Consider the following 16,708-nt stretch of genomic DNA (forward strand, 5'->3'; position numbering starts at 1 on the left):
AGTGAAAGGCTGCCGGCAATTGTATAGGTATGCAGCAATATGCTGAATTGCCTCTAGTTGCTAGGTGAATGCTTGGTAAAATTCCTACATACGTGAGGTTACAACCATCTTCACAGCAATACGGGTTGTAGTTATTTTAGCAATGCCAGTAATGGTATGGAAGTCCAGGGACAGATCAGGTTGAGGTAACGTCAGGGAAGAGAACTATTGCCTCTTCCCTGCAAATACAAAAAAACGGTAGCTTAGAGGCTAGTGTATACCTTACAAGTAGTTCTTTTTCATAATATAGTCCCGGCTCATGGCAAGGCTTTCGAACGGCTCCCGGCTTGTTTGATCCTGCTCCACAAACCAGTGTTTTAATCCGGCGGTGGTACGTTCGGCAAAAATCCGGTCAAAGTTAATAATGCCATGGCCCACTTCGGCAAATTGCTCCGATCCACGTTCCATATCTTTTACATGCCATAAGGGAAAACGGCCAGGGTATTTTTTAAAGTACGCCACCGGATCAACACCGGCTTTAGTAATCCAGAAAAGATCCGCTTCCATAATCAGGTGTTCCTTGTCCGTTTGCTGAAGAATCATGTCATAGGGAACTACCCCATCGATGGGCGGAAACTCAAAGTTATGGCCATGATAGCCAAATTGAATGTTGACTTTCCGGCAGGCTTCTCCGGATTTGTTGAGCATCTCAATCAACTCTTTGTACATATCCAGGCTGGTACGTTCTTCTTTAAATAGCCAGGCACAAATCATGTAAGGAATGTTCATCATCGCTGCATCTTCCACCGCTTTGTCCCATCCATACTTCAAACTTCCCTTTGCTTTATCTATCCGGCCTGTTTCATAATGGGCACTGATAATTTTTAGGCCCAGGTCGCTGCAGATTTTGCTGAACTCTTTCGGCGTTTTTCCCCAATAGGTTCCGTCATAGCCAAAAAGTTCTAGTTCGTTGTAGCCTAGCTTGGCAAGTTTAGCCAATGAGCCGGTTAAATCTTTTTTTAGGTATTCGCGTATGGTCCATAATTGTGCACCGAGGGGTTTGTTTTGTGGTGTTGCCGACATGGTAGAAGCTAAATGCATAGTAGAAGCGGACATGATAAGTGATTTAACAAAGGTTCTTCTTTGCATAGGATTTTGTTTAGAGTAACCTACATTTTTTTTAGCTTGTTTCCAATTAGTTTATTAGTAAAATAATCCTTTCTCAGGGGGCTGTGCCGTAGAAATTTGAATTTTATGGAGGAATGAGGCAGCCACCATTCCCACCTTTTCGTAAGCAAATTAACCAACACCTAACCGGATGAAAATTGCTACCTATAATGTAAATGGAATCAATGCCCGCTTACCTGTATTACTTCAATGGCTGGAACAAGCAAAGCCAGCAGTGGTTTGCCTGCAGGAATTAAAAGCACCCCAGGAAAAATTTCCCCTGGAAGCCATTCGGGAAGCTGGCTACGAAGCCATCTGGCATGGCCAGAAAAGCTGGAATGGCGTAGCAATCCTGACACCCCATATACCAGCAGAAGAAACGAGGCGCGGCCTAGCCGGAGATCCTGATGACTCACAAAGCCGGTATATCGAAGCCAGAGTGAATGGAATCTTAATTAGGTGCCTCTACCTGCCAAATGGTAACCCGGCTCCCGGACCTAAGTTCGACTATAAGTTACGCTGGTTTGAACGGTTGAAAACCCACGCAGCCCAGCTGATAAAACAGAATATACCTGCGGTACTGGCCGGTGATTTCAATGTTATACCCACTGAGCTGGATGTATATAAACCGGAACGATGGCTGGAAGATGCCTTGTTCCGGCCTGAAACGCGCCAGGCCTACCAGCAATTATTAGCCCAGGGCTGGACGGATTCTCTGCGGAAATTTCATCCACAACAACCCATATACACCTTCTGGGACTATTTCCGGAATGCCTATGGCCGCAATGCCGGCTTGCGGATAGATCACTTATTAGTAAGTCCTGCACTGGCCGGGCGGCTCAGCGAAGCAGCTGTAGACCATCAGGTACGTGGCTGGGAAAAATCAAGCGATCATGCGCCTACCTGGATACGCTTAGCGGACGGCTAGTATACCTTTGCTTGTAAAGATTTATCTGCTCTCCCAGAAGGTAAATTTAGTATTCCTGGCTATATTCAGGCCAGGTGCCGGCAACTACTCAGGCTGAAGCAGGCACAAAATCTAAACTACCAATATGTATGGCAAACAAGGGAATTACTGACCAGGAGCTGGCTGCCCAGCTCAGAAAACCAACCGGCGAATTAGGTAAACTGGTGGCAGAAAAGATGAGTCAGAATAATGCCTTTCTCTACCAGCAAGCATTCCAGCTAATGGACATCCAACCAACTGACCGGGTGCTGGAGATAGGTTTTGGCCACGGGCAATTCCTGGCACAAACAGTTGAGTTAGCCTCTGATGGATGGGTAGCTGGCGTAGATTTTTCTGAAGATATGATTCTTGCAGCCAGCTACAGGTACGCTACCCTAATTGAAGCCGGAAAACTAGCGATTGTTCAGGGGGACATTACGGCAATCCCTTATGCGGATAACACCTTCACCAAGGTTTTTGCTTTGAATACAATTTATTTTATAGATGATCCTCTGGGTGCCTTGCAGGAACTGTACCGGGTTCTCCGAACAGGCGGGATGGGCTGTATCGGAATACGGACGGCTAGTACCATGAAAAACCATGCCTTTACCCAATACGGATTTACCTGTTATGAACTACCTCAGGTAGAAGAACTTTTTCTACAGGCAGGCTTCAAAGCTATTCAACACAAACACCAATCAGATGAAGTTTCGCCAGAGTTTGATGCCTTAACTGTAATCGGATTCAAATAACCAGCTTGCATGTAATTGGTAATATTTCTTTATATTGGCTTTTTACCACATTTTCTTAACCTACTTATTTCCTTATTTACGATTGTGTTCCGCATGAAAAAAACACTTACTTTTTTATTGCTGGCTATTTCCTGCCTGGCAAATGCACAAACCAAATCCAGTAAAAAATCTCCTCTCTTAAAAGAAGCATCGGCTGAAAGTGCAGGCATGTCCAAAGAGCGGCTAGCCCGCATCGACAGCATGTGCCAGCAGGTCGTTTCTTCAGGAAAACTTCCCGGAGTAGTTGCGCTGGTTGCCCGCAATGGAAAAATCGTGTACCACAAAGCCTTTGGTATGGCCGATAATGGGAGCAACCGGCAGCTCAAAAAGGATGATATTTTCCGCATTGCTTCACAAACAAAAGCCATTACCTCTACAGCCGTGATGATGCTATGGGAACAGGGCAAATTCCGGCTGGATGATCCTATTTCCAAATACATTCCGGAGTTTAAAAATCCGCAAGTGCTCAAAACCTTCCGCTACCAGGATACTTCGTATACCACTACACCAGCTACCGGGGAAATTACTATCCGCCAACTGCTTACCCATACCTCAGGTATCGGCTATGGCGAAATTGATGGAGACGAACGATTTAAAATGATCTATAAAAAAGCCGGTGTTACCGACTTGTTTACAACTGAAAATATAAGTATTGAAGAGAGTGTGAAGAAACTGGCAAAGCTACCTTTGCATCACAATCCCGGGGAGAAATATACCTATAGTGAAGGCCTGGATGTATTAGGTTATTTGATAGAGATTGTTTCCGGAGAGCCTTTCGATGTGTATCTGCGGAAGCATCTGTTTGAACCTTTAGGAATGAACGATACCTGGTTTTATTTGCCTCAGGATAAAGCAAGCCGCCTGGTTTCTATCCAAAAGGCAGAAGGAAGCAAATGGACCGCTTATCCTACTACCTTTTATGATCCTCAATATCCGGTAAAAGGAGCGAAGCGGTTTTTTTCCGGCGGAGCCGGGCTAAGCAGCACGGCAAAAGACTATGCCACGTTTTTACAAATGTACCTGAACGAAGGAGAGTTAAATGGCGTGCGTATTTTAAGCCGCACAACCATTCAATCTATGATGGGTAACCAGACAGGCAGTTTGTATGGGGGCGACAATGCTTATTACGGATTGGCTTTTGGCATCGTAACTGAGAAGGGAGAGGCCTCGGGCGGACAAGGAAGTGCCGGTACATTCTCCTGGGGAGGCTATTTCAACACACAATATTTTGCTGACCCCCAAGAAAAGATCATCGGCATAATATTAAAGCAAACCCAAGGTCCGGTAGATGACCCAACCAGCTGGATGTTCCGCCAGCTAGTAGAACAAGCCGTAGATGATTAACCTACATTTACATTTAGATTCCAATTCATTCAAATCCTACAGTTTATTTATTGATTACGTAATAGTAGAAGGTATAAAAACTGATGAAAAACGGGAATGGTCGGGAAGTTTTCTCCGCCGGCCATTCCCGTTTTTATAAGAACGTATCAATAGCAAACAATGCCAACCTCTGCAAACTGTCGTCTTACATACCGGTAAAGTGTACAGTTTCTAAACAATATTCCTACCTCTATAGTTATACGTTGTAAAATTTCTACTACGTACTATATGGCATTGAATAAGAGTTCCAACGCAGATAAACCATTGATTGTACTGGCCGGCGCAACCGGTGAACTTGGCAGCCGCATAGCCAGCTCACTTTTGGAACGTGGAGCCCAGGTGCGGGCCTTGGTCCGTACAGGAAGTACCAGTGAAAAAGTTGGAGATTTACAGAGGGTAGGAGCCTCCGTTGTGGAAGTAGATTTTACCAATGCTGTTGCATTGGCTAAGGCCTGTCAAGGCGCTGCTTGTGTTGTTTCTGCCTTGTCTGGGTTGCGGGAAGTAATTGTAGACGCGCAAACCGCTTTGCTCAATGCGGCTGTGGAAGCGGGCGTTCCACGTTTTATTCCTTCTGACTTTGCCATCGATTTTACCAAAGTGCCCCAGGGAACCAACCGCAATCTTGACCTTCGTCGTGAATTTCAACAGCGGCTCGACAAAGCACCCATTGCTGCCACCTCTGTGCTGAACGGAATGTTCACTGACCTGCTTACCGGACAAGCACCAGTAATTCTTTCTCCGGTAAAAAGAGTAGTCTATTGGGAAAATGCCGACCAGCCGCTAGATTTTACTACCATTGATGATACAGCGGCTTTTACTGCCGCTGCTGCCCTGGACCCTTCCACGCCACGTTACCTGCGTATTGCCGGGGATGTAATCAGTGCCAGAGGGTTAACAAAAGCGGCAAGCGAAGCAAATAATAAGAAATTTAAACTGTTTAAAGCAGGCAGCTTGAAAGGTTTCGGCAGGCTAATAAAGGTTACTCGGGCGCTATTTCCGATGAAAGACGACGTATTTCCACCCTGGCAAGGTATGCAGTACCTGCGCAATATGTTTAGCGGGCTCGCCAAACTAGAGCCACTGGATAATGGGCGGTACCCGGATATTCAATGGACATCTGTACAAGAAGTATTGGCAGACCGCTAATTGATCAGCAGACATACATAGTAGTTGCCTGGTATTTCTTATCCTAATCTTCTTGCATTAGTTCCTATACGGCTATAGGCCATTTAAAAGTTGACTGCAAAGAAATTCTTCTGCCACTGGCTTGTGACTCCCGGGCAGCTTCAATAATTTCCAGTACATGAAGCGAATGTTCCGCCTGGATGAATGGCTCTTTTCCCGTGGCCATACACTCGGCAATAACAGAAGCTCCTTCCTGCCAGACATAGGTTTTAGCATCGGTGACATGCCTTGTGGTTTGTTCCTGTTCTTTTGTAGCCATATCTACGCCAAACGGTGCCCAGTCGTAGCCAATCAGGTGCATATTTCCGCTGGTGCCTACAATAGAAATGGTAGGCTTTTCTTGTCCTTTGCCTTCATGGCCATAGGGGTCAAAGTAATTAAACCCGCTTTGTACATGCGAGAGTACCCCACTGGCGTGTTCCATCAGAATCATGGCATTATCTTCGGCTTCTACCTTCACAGGATTTGGGCGGTTTTCTACCTTTCGGGTAGGTGTAATAACATTGAGCATCGCTACAACCGACTTCACCGGCCCTAACAGGCCAGTAATAGATGCCAGATTATAAACAGCCAGATCGGGCATACTACCGCCATTTTCCTCATAAAAGAAGGCCGACCATTCCGGACCCAGGTGTCCATAATGCCCATGTGCTGCGGCAATTTTTCCTAACTTCCCTCCTTGAATAGCTTTAGCCATAAACGCAAACTGCGGACTATTTACTACAGCCGGGGCTCCCCAGATGCGTATGCCTTTTTGTGTAGCCAGTTTCAGCAGTGCTTTTCCTTCCGCATAGGTATTGGCCAGGGGCTTTTCACTCCATACATGTTTACCAGCTTCCAGGGCTATTTTATTCAAACGGCCATGTTCCTGCATATCGGTGAGGTTAACCAGTAAATCGAAAGGCACGCCAGCCAGCATTTTTTCAATAGAGGGATACTGGTTGGGAATGCTGTATTTTTGAGCTGCCTTCGCGGCTCGCTCCACTATAATATCACAGGTGCTCACTAGTTCTACATAAGCCGATTTGGAGAGGTGGGGCAGATACATATTAGAGACACTTCCGCATCCGATAACACCTACACGTATTTTCTTATCAGCTATAGGTGGGCTAGTCGCCTGCAAAGTTGCTGGCGTTAGGGCTGTGGCTACACCCAGCATACTTGCTTGGAGCAAAAAATCTTTCCTGGTGATGTGCTTCTGTGCTTTCATGGGTAAGGCATTAATAGTAAGTAGTTTCAGGCTGATAAAGAAAAATCAGGTTTTGCTTGTTAGTCAGCCAGTACAAGTAGTATACAGATGAACCAACGCAAGCTACAAAAAGATAGCAGAAAAAATGACTATTTGCAATCTATGGCAAATCATCTGCCTTCCACCTGTAAAAAGCTTATGTAGCCTACCTGTTTTTTAAACCTGGGAGCAGCGTTGTGCGTATTGCTGATATCCATAGGTGCAAGGCTTTGTGGTGAATTTACTTAATTATCTCTACTATTATGGTTCAACTGGACCACTTTTATATTGTGGCTATCGGCCAATCTGCCGGTGGCCTGCCAGCTTTAAAAGAGCTGTTGGAATCTTTGTCAAATTCTGATCATGCTTCCTTTGTGCTGATTGCTCACTTACCTATCGGAAGCAATAGCCGCTTAGATGTACTGCTGCAATCATCCACAAGTTTACGCGTCCAATGGATTAGGCAGGGAGACAGCCCACAAGCCAATTGCCTGCACTTGTTACCTCCGGGCTACGAAGTTACCCTGGAAGGTGGTAAATTTCATTTGCAGCTCAGAGAGCAGGATGATAGAATCAACCGTTCAATTGATCATTTCTTTATTTCATTAGCCAGAGATGTAAAGCACCGGGCTATTGGGGTTATTCTTTCTGGCACTGGCTCCGATGGCTTACAAGGGGTACAAGAAATAGAAAACCATGGAGGGCTTGTGTTGGTGCAGCACCCCATAACTGCTCAATTTAAAGGGATGCCGGCAGAAGTTGTTTCAAAAGATCATCCGGATTTTGTCGCTTCTCCGGAAGGAATCGGAAAAGCCCTGAGCTGCCACTTGCAAATTCCTCCCTATATGCCCGCTGAAGGCTCTTGATTGTTAATTCATTATTAAAACAAAATACAAAGGTTAATACAAAAATCTTAAAAAAATCTCTTCTTAGCTAAATTGGTTTAATCTACTATGCTTTTACTTTTTTTCATACTAATATAATAACAATATAGCTGATAACCTGAGCTTTAGGCTATCCTTGCTGTACCTAGCAGCTGATACGTTTCATAAATTCTTACATTCTGCTCTTTGAGAATATAAAGCTTTCTATCGTATTTAATTCTTAGACAAAGCTTCAATCACGGCATCATGGAATTTATCATGAGCTATCTATACTACATAGCTACGGCTTATCTTTTAATAGACTTATTTATCAAATTTAATCTGAGGATAAATTTTGATCTAAGTCGAATACTTCTTACAGTTTTGCTTCATTCTTTATTGGAGAAATCAGTAGTGTTTAATAATTATAAGATAAAAATGATCAACCAAAAATTATTTTAAGCATTTTATAGTATCTGTTATAAAGAGGCTATGATTTAAAATTAATACATCTTTATTACGTATTTTTTTGTAGGCAAGGTACTCACACAGCTCTTTATTAGACACACTTTTTAATAGAATGGAATCTTGTTCATTGATATAGCTTGCATATCCATAATCATAACGGCCTTTGGGAACGATCTCACTACCGGGGATGCCTCCAATTAAACTTATTCCTGTTAAACCTGGAATTACAAATGGAGCAGCTTTTATTTCAACTGGCCCAGGGTTGAGAAACCATGTTTGTGCTTGCGGCATATAAATTAACTTATGTATTTTTTCTTTATCAGGTAGAGTAGAGATTTTATGCAGATGGGTTAAAGCAGAATAAAAAGTATTGCTTTGTAGACATTCAGTCGGAGCAGTTTGTAACTCTTTTATCTTTTCTAAAATCTGTTTGGGATATACAGATATAAAACTTATAACATCAATAGTTTTCTCTTGCATGTATGTAGTTTCCATATTACAAGACCTGACAAAGTTTAATCTGTTGGTTAAGTTTCTATTAATTCCATCTTCAAATTTTGAAAAAATATTGTTTAGCATCAAAAAAAAAGGTATTGGAAGTAGTAAGGCAAACTTTCTAATATAATTATTAACTATTGTGCTGCTTTGAACCTGTGCTATTAATACAAAACTTATCAATAAAGCTATTGAAATGCGGGCCTGTACATCCGAGAAATAATAAGCACTGCCACCATTTATATCAAAAACGAATCCGGGTAAAAAACCAAGGACAGCAATAATAACAATTAACTCAAGATCAATTAATTTATTCTCTAAGTAGGCAGCTTTTAAACTTCTGAAATCTAGTATATTCTGCTCGTTCAATCTCAAAAATATGTAAAGTATAGACCAGAAATAATGTACATAAAAAAATAGCCCTTTCCAGTCTTCAATCACTTGCGTTTTAATAAAATGAAATGGATGAAAATCAGCTTCTGCCTGGGAGTAAGAGGACATAGTACTTTTATAAAGTAAATAAATCAGCACTAGTGTTAAACATAGGATGAGGGAATAGGAAGTTATTTTAAATAACCTGAGTTTTAAAAAAACATAAAAAAAGGAGGCCATTGTTAAAATTAAAATAGATGCTTTTAATAAGCCCAAAAACCCTAAAAGTAACGGAATGAGTAGGATATATAGAATTAATTTAGATTGGCTGTCCGTTGAAATTTTTTTATAAAAACCCAAAAACATGGAAAGCGTGATAAAAAGGAAGGCCAAAGATATTGAATAAGATTCTGATTCTATCCATGAGTCTGATACTGCCCATTTATTAACAAAGGAGTAAGGCAAAAAACCTATTTGAAGAATAAAAAAAGTGAGCCAAAATTTTAAACCTACTCCTGTTGCTATAACTGGATTTGAATTTTTGAATAAAAAAACGTCGTAAGAAAATGTCAAAGACAACTTGAAGTACAGCGGTAAAAATAAAGCAGGATACACTAAATGATAGCTATCTAGTATGGAAATATCCAATAGAGTGGCGAGCTTCGCAAAAAGCCAATGACTTCCCCAGTGATACATTAGTTGTGGTGTTCCATTGAGTCCGGTGCTAGGAATACCATACGTTTTAATCATTTGTGCAACAGACAAATGAAAAATGGAATCTAGCTTAAATACACCCACAACCATGTTTTCGAGAAATAATGGGTCGTGATACCCGTCACTATATATTCTTCCGGTAAACCACATGATAAATAAAATCACTAGGCATAGTACAGGCAATATGTATACAAATTTGTGTTTAATACTTATTAAAACACTGGCCATTGCCAAGAAAGAGTAGCCAATAATAACAATAAGTATGGTTAGCCAGTTGCCAACAAACGGAATTACATATGAGAGTAGAATAAGAATCACAAGGGCAAACAATGTGATGAAGGCAGTAAAACCTGGCATTGCTGAATAGCTTTTCTTTTTATAGATACTATTCCATAAATTAACAAAGGCAGGAAGAAGAAATATAAAAAAACATAAGCCAGCTGTTTTAATAATAACGGAATAAAAAGTTTCAAAACCAGACCGGCCTATAAAGTAGAATAAGGCCGTTCCTAAAGATACAATAGAGAAGAAAATAGATATAATCAAATCAAAATGATTCAGCTCATTCGCAAGCTTTCTCAATGGATAGACCATCAGTAAGGTAATTTGTTTAAAAGTATATTACGCATAGAATATATGGGATAGATAGTGTCAGGTCAATTAGATAATGAATAATATTCTATGATACTATCCGTCACAAAGTTGATTTCTTGATCAGTCAATTCTATATATAAGGGGAGCCTCAATAGGCAATTTGTATAAAAATCTGCATTAACCAGTATTCGGCAATCGTGTCTTTCGGAGTAGAACTTACTTTTATGAAGCGACAAATAATGAAATGAAGCTTGAATATTTTTCTCTTTCAAAAAATGAATTAAATTATTTCTCGTACTGGCATTTTTACAAGTGATATAAAAGATGTGTGCATTATGAGTGGCATATTTAGGAATTTGGGGCAACCCAAAACTGTCATTATTGGAATATGATTGTAAGTTGCAATAATACTTTTCCCAGAGATAATTTCTTCTTTTTTGGATATCCATTAGGCTTTCAAGTTGGGCAAGCAAAAATGCAGCGATCATCTCTGAAGGTGAGTAAGAGGAACCCACATCTACCCAAGTATATTTATCTATTTCACCTCTTAAAAATGAAGCTCGTGTAGTGCCTTTGTCCCATATAATTTCTGCTCTTTTCAGGAGTTTTTCATCATTTATTACTAAAAGACCACCTTCACCAGAAGTAATGTTTTTAGTTTCATGAAAAGAAAAACAAGATAAATTTCCGAAGGTGCCTAGTGGCCTGTTTTTATAGTATGAATTAATTGCCTGAGCTGCATCTTCAATCAAAAAAATATTATATTTTTCGACTATTTTGTTGAGCTTATCCATATTGCAGGCCATACCTGCATAATGAACAATAACCAGCGCTTTAGTTCTAGGGGAAATCAATAATTCAATAGAATCAACATCAATATTTGGGTGATTGGGAGAACTGTCAGCAAATACTATCTTTGCTCCTCGTAACACAAAGGGATTTGCTGTAGAAACATACGTATAGGAAGGTATAATTACCTCATCGCCTGGATGTATATTGATGAGGATGGCAGCCATCTCTAGTGCATCTGTGCAAGACGTCGTTAATAATACTTTCTTAAATCCATACTTCTCCTGGAAATACTGGTGACATTTGTTCGTAAAGAAGCCATTTCCTGATGTTTGTTTAATGATGGCTTCTTGGATATATTTAATTTCATTACCGGTAAGATACGGCTTATTAAAATAGAGCATAAAAAATAACGAATTTGGTAAAAGTAATTCCAAAAGAAAAATGGGTAAAATAAGTTTAATATATAGGCATATAATTATTTATAGATTTTTTATGAATATATTGTATGCAGGCAAATATAATAACAGATTTACAGAAGTTATTAATTTATTAAAAGAATTGCCACCTGGCTCTAGCGTCCTGGAATTATGTTTCGGCGATACATATATTGCAGAGCACTGTAAAAAAAGTAAAGTAAGATGGGTGGGAGTTGACTTAAATCCGCATTTTGTCAAAAAAGCTGTTGCCAAAGGATACGAAGCTATTGAAGGGAATGTACTAACCACTAAAAATTTACCTGAAAGCAATATTTGTATTATGATGGGTTCATTGTATCATTTTCACAATACTTTGGAGGATGTATTTTCACGCATATTAGCTTCGTCTCCAGTTGTAATTATTTCAGAGCCCGTTAAAAACCTATCTAGTAGCAGCGGTTTAATAGGGTATATTGCAAGACGTTCAGCAAAAGTTGGAAAAGGTAATGAAGAATTCAGATATAATGAAGTAACACTTTTAGAAGCTCTTGAAAAATTAAAATTTGTTTTCAACTTTAACATAGAAGTTGTACAAAGAACAGGCAAAGACATACTTGTAAAACTGCAAAAGTATTAAAAGAATAATCACTATTTATAAGTTGGCTTAAGGGCATAATTGAATACTAATAATGTGGATTAACAACAGTGTTATATCTACGGATGGTCTATGCCTTGCTACATCAGTGTTTTTAATTATTTGACTTATTAGATAATAGCATTTTATTAGTAAGTTTCCCAGCCTTCAGTATTGCATTTCAATTCAGATGAAAGATATAGAAATAAGTATAGTCATACCAGTATATAATTCGCAAGATTGTGTTATTGAATTAGTTGAACGCATAAATGAGCATTTAGCTGGTTTCAAACCTTTTGAATTAATTTTAGTAAATGATAAAAGTAAAGATTTGAGCTGGCAAAGGATCATAGAAGTTACTAGGAACTACCATTGGATAAAAGGAATTAATTTAAAGAAAAATGCAGGACAAGATAATGCAATAATGGCAGGACTTGGTTTTGCCCGTGGAGAATACATTGTTATCATGGATGATGATCTCCAGCATTCTCCTAAAGATATTCCCTTACTATATACTACATGTAAGAAAGGCAACGATGTTTGTTATGGCTCTTTCCTTGAAAAAAAGCAGAAATCTTGGAAAAATTTAGGTAGTGAGCTAAATGGATATCTTGCTGGAAAATTCTTAAAAAAGCCAGAAGAACTATATCTTTCTCCATTTAAAATTATCCATAGAAGTGTGGTAGATAAAATTTTAGAATACAAAGGGCCTTTTCCCTATATTGATGCTATAATTTTAGGTGTTACTTCTAATATAGTTCAGATTAAACTGGAACACCAGAAAAGATATGCCGGTACAAGTAATTATAATATACTAAGATCTATATCGGTTTTTCTTAAGCATGTTACCGGATATTCTGTGTATCCACTAAGGGTAGCCACGTTTATAGGCTTTTCTGCTTCAATATTATCTTTTTTGTTAGGCATTTATTATCTGCTAGATTATTTGCTTAATGACCACAAGGTAGAAGGATTTATAACCATCGTTTTATTAATAGTTTTCTTTAATGGGATAATTTTAATTTGTTTGGGACTTATAGGAGAATATGTAGGCAGAATTTATTTAACAATCAATAATAAGCCACAGTACTCAATTGATACGGTAATAAGAGGAAAACAACAGAAAATTTGTGAATAATTTAAGTAAGGGAGCTAAATGTTTAATACGTTACAGTAAAATAATCAAAGAAATATTCTTTTGCATAATTACTTATTTATACACATGGGTCAGTCGCTATTATAGCTACATGTTTTGCATGCACATAAGAATCATAGCATGCATTGAATAAAAATTTTGATTTATTAGTGGCTAAAAACGGAGAGTTATACTTTTAAAATATATGCAATAAAAATTCAAACTATGTTATGTCTTGAACCGCTAATGCCTATTAGTTTAGTAAATAATAAAAACATTTTTTTATTTACTAAACATGCCAACTTTATCTTGGATATTGCTATTTGAAGTAACTGTCTATTACGGATAAAGTAAATTACATACTTTATATATGCTATACTTGGTAGCTGAAATTGATCTGGCGTATGTATACTCTTCTTATTCAACACCTGTCTAAACACATCTCGTTAACCAACGAAGAAATTATTTTACTCACAGCTGCTTTTAAACCAAAACGGCTGAAAAAGAAAGAATTTTTGCTTCATCAGGGAGAGGTAAGCCGGCAGGAAACTTTCGTTACCCAAGGATGTTTGCGGGCATTTTCTGTTAATGATAAAGGGGAAGAGCACATTGCCCAATTTGCCGTGGAAGATTGGTGGGTAGGAGATATGTATAGTTTCCTGACTGGTGCACCCTCCAGGTTATATATTGAAGCCCTGGAAGATTGCCAGTTACTGCAAATAGATAGACCCGGCCTGGAAGATTTGTATTTAAGAGTCCCTAAAATGGAGCGGTTTTTTAGAATTATCATTCAGAATGCATTCATTGCCTCCCAAAACCGGGTACTCTCGTCTATGAGCCAGACGGCTGATGAACGTTACCTGGATTTCATCCGGAAATATCCCAACATCGAACAACGCGTACCCTTATACCAGATTGCTGCTTATTTGGGTATAACCCCAGAATTTTTAAGCCGCATCAGAAAAAAATTTCAAGGAAAGTGATTTCTTAAACTAGGTCAATTTTTTCGGGCTACGGCCAGTGCAACTTTGCTTCATCAACCAACACAACGAAGCCATGACACTCGCCATCGTTTATCATAGCAATTATGGGCATACCCGGCTTGTAGCAGAAGCAATCTTCCGTGGAACCCAGCAACTAACCAAAGATACACTGCTGCTATCTACTTGTGAGGCTATCGCCCAGATCGAGCAACTTCACCAGGCAGACGGGATAATTTTTGGCTCTCCCACGTATTTTGGGTCTGTATCTGCCGAGTTTAAGAAGTTTATGGAATTTACCGGAAGTTTCTGGTATAGGCAATTATGGAAAGACAAGATTGCAGCAGGATTTACAAATTCTTCTACGACCAATGGAGATAAGCTTCATACACTCATTCAACTCTCTTTGTTTGCAGCCCAGCATAGTATGATCTGGGTAAGTACCGGAATACTTCCTGTGTTTACAGAAGGTATTCAGCAGACTGAGCCCAACGGAATGGCAAGTTACCTGGGCTTCATGGCTCAATCCGATAATTCCCTGAAAACACTTACGCCACCGGCAGATTTAACAACGGCTTTTCTTTTTGGAAAGCGGGTGGCCCAGTGTACACAGCAATTTGTACAAACGAAGTCTTTGTCTATACAATCCAAGTAATTATTCACCTCAAACAATTTACAACAATGACACACGCAGAAATCCAACAAGCCCTGCACGACCTGAATGGTCTGGTGCTAGACGGCAAACTACTGGACGCTTTTCAGAAGTATTATCATGAAGACATTGTAATGCAAGAAAATGAAAATGCACCCACGATTGGGAAAGAAGCCAATCTACAACGGGAAATAGAGTTTTTAGGCAACGTTACAGAGTTCCGCGTGGCACATCCCCTGAAAGTTACGGTGGCAGACAATTATTCGATGGTAGAATGGCACTACGACTATACACACAAACAATGGGGTATCCGCAACTATACCCAGGTTTCTGTACAGGAATGGAAAGATGGTAAAATTATTAAAGAGAAGTTCTATTACAACAATTAAATCCCGTCAGGCTCCTAACAGAAAATATGAGCCTGCTTCCTAAACGTAACTCTATCTACTTAATTAAAATTAATTATTCTCATGACTTACAACATTTTAGCTGCCCACAACGATTACACTGGGCTCATTCTTCGATTAACCTTAGGAGGGGTTATCCTTCCACACGGCGCACAAAAATTATTTGGCTGGTTTGGTGGCTATGGGTTTACTGGCACCATGCAATTTTTTACAGAAGTAATTCACCTGCCCTGGATCATCGGCTTTGGGGTAATTCTCTTGGAAACCCTAGGTGCATTACTATTAATTTCCGGATTCGGTAGCCGCATTCTGGCTGCACTGATGGCTCTACTCATGACTGGCATTGTATTCAGTGTACATTGGGAAAATGGATTTTTTATGAATTGGTTTGGCAATCTGAAAGGTGAAGGCATTGAGTATTTCTTACTAGCCATAGGTCTGGCACTAGGTATAGTAGTGAACGGGGCAGGAGTCTATTCCATTGACAGGATGCTCTTTAAATCAAAAAAACAGGAACAAGTCTTTGCATAAACGCAGGCTACTACAAGTATCTGTATACCTACCTATAGGGAGCAGAGTTACCTGAAAATTATGTAACGAAAAGTCCTTATGATGTAAAAGGAGATAGCCAGGAGCCATGTATCTTTGGCAGAAAAACAATAAATGGATCATGATCACTCAAACAAAGTCGATTGAAGTTACCGATAGTACCTTTGATCTGGAAGTATTGCAATCTCAACAGCCTGTAATGGTAGATTTTGGGGCTGACTGGTGCCCGCCTTGTAAAGCTATTAGTCCTTTAGTGGATACACTGGCAGAAGAATATGCGGGCAAAGCTAAAATTGCCAAAGTAGATGTAGATGCCAATCCGGCTATTACGGCTAAATATGGTGTGCGAAACCTGCCTACGCTGCTATTTTTTAAAGATGGCAAACCGGTAGATAAAATTGTGGGAGCAGTTCCTAAACGTGTAATGGCAGAAAAGCTGAATCAGTATCTATAAATTTTAATAGTACAAGCTTGTAGAAGTCGGGTAATGATCCGCTTGTGCTCAAAGTTATATTTGTGAATCCGGCAAAGGAGGCAGTTAGCTTACAGGTCCGCAATTCGGATAGGGAACTTGTGTATGAAAGAATCATTTTGCGGCCGGGCAGTATAACGGCAAGTTCACTGTTTCGGAGTTGCCGGATGGAAGGTATGTATTTGAAGTGAAAATAGCTAAACAACGCTTTTCTCGACCTTTTGAGATCTATACACAAACTGCCCGTTTAACCTATGTGCCCTGAACAAACTAGAAAGCTTTTCTGGAAAAATCCAGAAAAGCTTTCTTGGACCTAACAGGTAAAAGAATGTTTGTGTTTAATGTTATAACAAACATTTTTGGTAGTTAATTTATTCGCCCCTTTCTGGTAACTCAAAATTGTATTTATCTAGGTGCAGTTATTAGATTCAATGAAGCTGTTTAAAGTTTATTAAGTTTAATAATTCTGCGTAAGAACAGCAGAGA

The 16,708-nt window shown here is 39.7% G+C and carries 16 protein-coding genes; 12 read left to right on the forward strand and 4 right to left on the reverse strand.

Annotated elements, in window-relative coordinates:
- Window positions 1-261: 261 nt before the first annotated feature.
- The gene (locus Q0590_RS32140; RefSeq protein ID WP_302041769.1) at window positions 262-1,128 is read right to left on the reverse strand and encodes a sugar phosphate isomerase/epimerase family protein; all 867 of its coding nucleotides are present in this window, start codon (window positions 1,126-1,128) and stop codon (window positions 262-264) included.
- A gap of 169 nt (window positions 1,129-1,297) precedes the next feature.
- On the opposite strand from Q0590_RS32140, the gene xth reads away from it, so the two are divergent.
- The 4 genes from xth to Q0590_RS32160 all read left to right on the forward strand — a co-directional run bounded on the left by xth (window position 1,298) and on the right by Q0590_RS32160 (window position 5,412).
- Window positions 1,298-2,074, forward strand: coding sequence for an exodeoxyribonuclease III (gene xth, locus Q0590_RS32145; protein WP_302041770.1), 777 nt, complete (start codon window positions 1,298-1,300; stop codon window positions 2,072-2,074).
- A 128-nt stretch (window positions 2,075-2,202) separates the two neighbouring features.
- Window positions 2,203-2,844: a class I SAM-dependent methyltransferase gene (locus Q0590_RS32150; protein ID WP_302041771.1), complete on the forward strand. Its 642-nt coding sequence runs from the start codon at window positions 2,203-2,205 to the stop codon at window positions 2,842-2,844.
- 93 nt (window positions 2,845-2,937) lie between these two features.
- Entirely contained in the window at window positions 2,938-4,227 is a 1,290-nt protein-coding gene (locus tag Q0590_RS32155) for a serine hydrolase domain-containing protein (RefSeq protein WP_302041772.1), read from the forward strand.
- 267 nt (window positions 4,228-4,494) lie between these two features.
- Complete coding sequence (locus tag Q0590_RS32160; RefSeq protein ID WP_302041773.1) at window positions 4,495-5,412, forward strand: NmrA family NAD(P)-binding protein; 918 nt, start codon at window positions 4,495-4,497, stop codon at window positions 5,410-5,412.
- A gap of 64 nt (window positions 5,413-5,476) precedes the next feature.
- Here Q0590_RS32160 and Q0590_RS32165 read toward each other — a convergent pair whose 3' ends face one another.
- Complete coding sequence (locus Q0590_RS32165; protein ID WP_302041774.1) at window positions 5,477-6,661, reverse strand: Gfo/Idh/MocA family protein; 1,185 nt, start codon at window positions 6,659-6,661, stop codon at window positions 5,477-5,479.
- A 281-nt stretch (window positions 6,662-6,942) separates the two neighbouring features.
- Here Q0590_RS32165 and Q0590_RS32170 point away from each other — a divergent pair, with 281 nt between their 5' ends.
- Window positions 6,943-7,545, forward strand: coding sequence for a chemotaxis protein CheB (locus tag Q0590_RS32170; protein ID WP_302041775.1), 603 nt, complete (start codon window positions 6,943-6,945; stop codon window positions 7,543-7,545).
- Between the two features lie 450 nt (window positions 7,546-7,995).
- Here the strand turns inward: Q0590_RS32170 and Q0590_RS32175 are convergent, their stop codons facing one another.
- Together Q0590_RS32175 and rffA are read right to left on the reverse strand one after the other, a co-directional pair.
- Window positions 7,996-10,185: a hypothetical protein gene (locus tag Q0590_RS32175; protein ID WP_302041776.1), complete on the reverse strand. Its 2,190-nt coding sequence runs from the start codon at window positions 10,183-10,185 to the stop codon at window positions 7,996-7,998.
- A 62-nt stretch (window positions 10,186-10,247) separates the two neighbouring features.
- Window positions 10,248-11,411 carry a dTDP-4-amino-4,6-dideoxygalactose transaminase gene (gene rffA / locus Q0590_RS32180; RefSeq protein ID WP_366970613.1) on the reverse strand — a complete coding sequence of 388 codons (1,164 nt, stop codon included), beginning with the start codon at window positions 11,409-11,411 and terminating at the stop codon, window positions 10,248-10,250.
- A 58-nt stretch (window positions 11,412-11,469) separates the two neighbouring features.
- Here rffA and Q0590_RS32185 point away from each other — a divergent pair, with 58 nt between their 5' ends.
- From Q0590_RS32185 to trxA, 7 genes are all read left to right on the forward strand, one after another.
- A complete protein-coding gene (locus Q0590_RS32185) occupies window positions 11,470-12,030 on the forward strand; it encodes a class I SAM-dependent methyltransferase (protein ID WP_302041777.1) in 561 nt (186 codons plus the stop codon).
- A 187-nt stretch (window positions 12,031-12,217) separates the two neighbouring features.
- On the forward strand, window positions 12,218-13,165 hold the full coding sequence (locus Q0590_RS32190) for a glycosyltransferase family 2 protein (protein ID WP_302041778.1): 948 nt from the start codon (window positions 12,218-12,220) through the stop codon (window positions 13,163-13,165).
- A 401-nt stretch (window positions 13,166-13,566) separates the two neighbouring features.
- A complete protein-coding gene (locus Q0590_RS32195; protein WP_302041779.1) occupies window positions 13,567-14,145 on the forward strand; it encodes a Crp/Fnr family transcriptional regulator in 579 nt (192 codons plus the stop codon).
- A gap of 73 nt (window positions 14,146-14,218) precedes the next feature.
- A complete protein-coding gene (locus Q0590_RS32200) occupies window positions 14,219-14,797 on the forward strand; it encodes a flavodoxin family protein (RefSeq protein ID WP_302041780.1) in 579 nt (192 codons plus the stop codon).
- Window positions 14,798-14,823: 26 nt separating this feature from the next.
- Window positions 14,824-15,183 carry a nuclear transport factor 2 family protein gene (locus tag Q0590_RS32205; protein ID WP_302041781.1) on the forward strand — a complete coding sequence of 120 codons (360 nt, stop codon included), beginning with the start codon at window positions 14,824-14,826 and terminating at the stop codon, window positions 15,181-15,183.
- A gap of 81 nt (window positions 15,184-15,264) precedes the next feature.
- Window positions 15,265-15,732: a DoxX family protein gene (locus Q0590_RS32210; protein WP_302041782.1), complete on the forward strand. Its 468-nt coding sequence runs from the start codon at window positions 15,265-15,267 to the stop codon at window positions 15,730-15,732.
- A gap of 139 nt (window positions 15,733-15,871) precedes the next feature.
- Window positions 15,872-16,204: a thioredoxin gene (trxA, locus tag Q0590_RS32215; RefSeq protein WP_465269400.1), complete on the forward strand. Its 333-nt coding sequence runs from the start codon at window positions 15,872-15,874 to the stop codon at window positions 16,202-16,204.
- Window positions 16,205-16,708: the final 504 nt, after the last annotated feature.

This window comes from Rhodocytophaga aerolata (genome assembly GCF_030503435.1).
GTDB lineage: Bacteria > Bacteroidota > Bacteroidia > Cytophagales > 172606-1 > Rhodocytophaga > Rhodocytophaga aerolata.

What these genes read in the sequence shown, in the direction of transcription:
- Q0590_RS32140 (WP_302041769.1), bottom strand. Translation starts at nt 1,128, where the DNA reads ATGCAAAGAAGAACCTTTGTTAAATCACTTATCATGTCCGCTTCTACT.
- xth (WP_302041770.1), top strand. Translation starts at nt 1,298, where the DNA reads ATGAAAATTGCTACCTATAATGTAAATGGAATCAATGCCCGCTTACCT.
- Q0590_RS32150 (WP_302041771.1), top strand. Translation starts at nt 2,203, where the DNA reads ATGGCAAACAAGGGAATTACTGACCAGGAGCTGGCTGCCCAGCTCAGA.
- Q0590_RS32155 (WP_302041772.1), top strand. Translation starts at nt 2,938, where the DNA reads ATGAAAAAAACACTTACTTTTTTATTGCTGGCTATTTCCTGCCTGGCA.
- Q0590_RS32160 (WP_302041773.1), top strand. Translation starts at nt 4,495, where the DNA reads ATGGCATTGAATAAGAGTTCCAACGCAGATAAACCATTGATTGTACTG.
- Q0590_RS32165 (WP_302041774.1), bottom strand. Translation starts at nt 6,661, where the DNA reads ATGAAAGCACAGAAGCACATCACCAGGAAAGATTTTTTGCTCCAAGCA.
- Q0590_RS32170 (WP_302041775.1), top strand. Translation starts at nt 6,943, where the DNA reads ATGGTTCAACTGGACCACTTTTATATTGTGGCTATCGGCCAATCTGCC.
- Q0590_RS32175 (WP_302041776.1), bottom strand. Translation starts at nt 10,185, where the DNA reads ATGGTCTATCCATTGAGAAAGCTTGCGAATGAGCTGAATCATTTTGAT.
- Q0590_RS32185 (WP_302041777.1), top strand. Translation starts at nt 11,470, where the DNA reads ATGAATATATTGTATGCAGGCAAATATAATAACAGATTTACAGAAGTT.
- Q0590_RS32190 (WP_302041778.1), top strand. Translation starts at nt 12,218, where the DNA reads ATGAAAGATATAGAAATAAGTATAGTCATACCAGTATATAATTCGCAA.
- Q0590_RS32195 (WP_302041779.1), top strand. Translation starts at nt 13,567, where the DNA reads ATGTATACTCTTCTTATTCAACACCTGTCTAAACACATCTCGTTAACC.
- Q0590_RS32200 (WP_302041780.1), top strand. Translation starts at nt 14,219, where the DNA reads ATGACACTCGCCATCGTTTATCATAGCAATTATGGGCATACCCGGCTT.
- Q0590_RS32205 (WP_302041781.1), top strand. Translation starts at nt 14,824, where the DNA reads ATGACACACGCAGAAATCCAACAAGCCCTGCACGACCTGAATGGTCTG.
- Q0590_RS32210 (WP_302041782.1), top strand. Translation starts at nt 15,265, where the DNA reads ATGACTTACAACATTTTAGCTGCCCACAACGATTACACTGGGCTCATT.
- trxA (WP_465269400.1), top strand. Translation starts at nt 15,872, where the DNA reads ATGATCACTCAAACAAAGTCGATTGAAGTTACCGATAGTACCTTTGAT.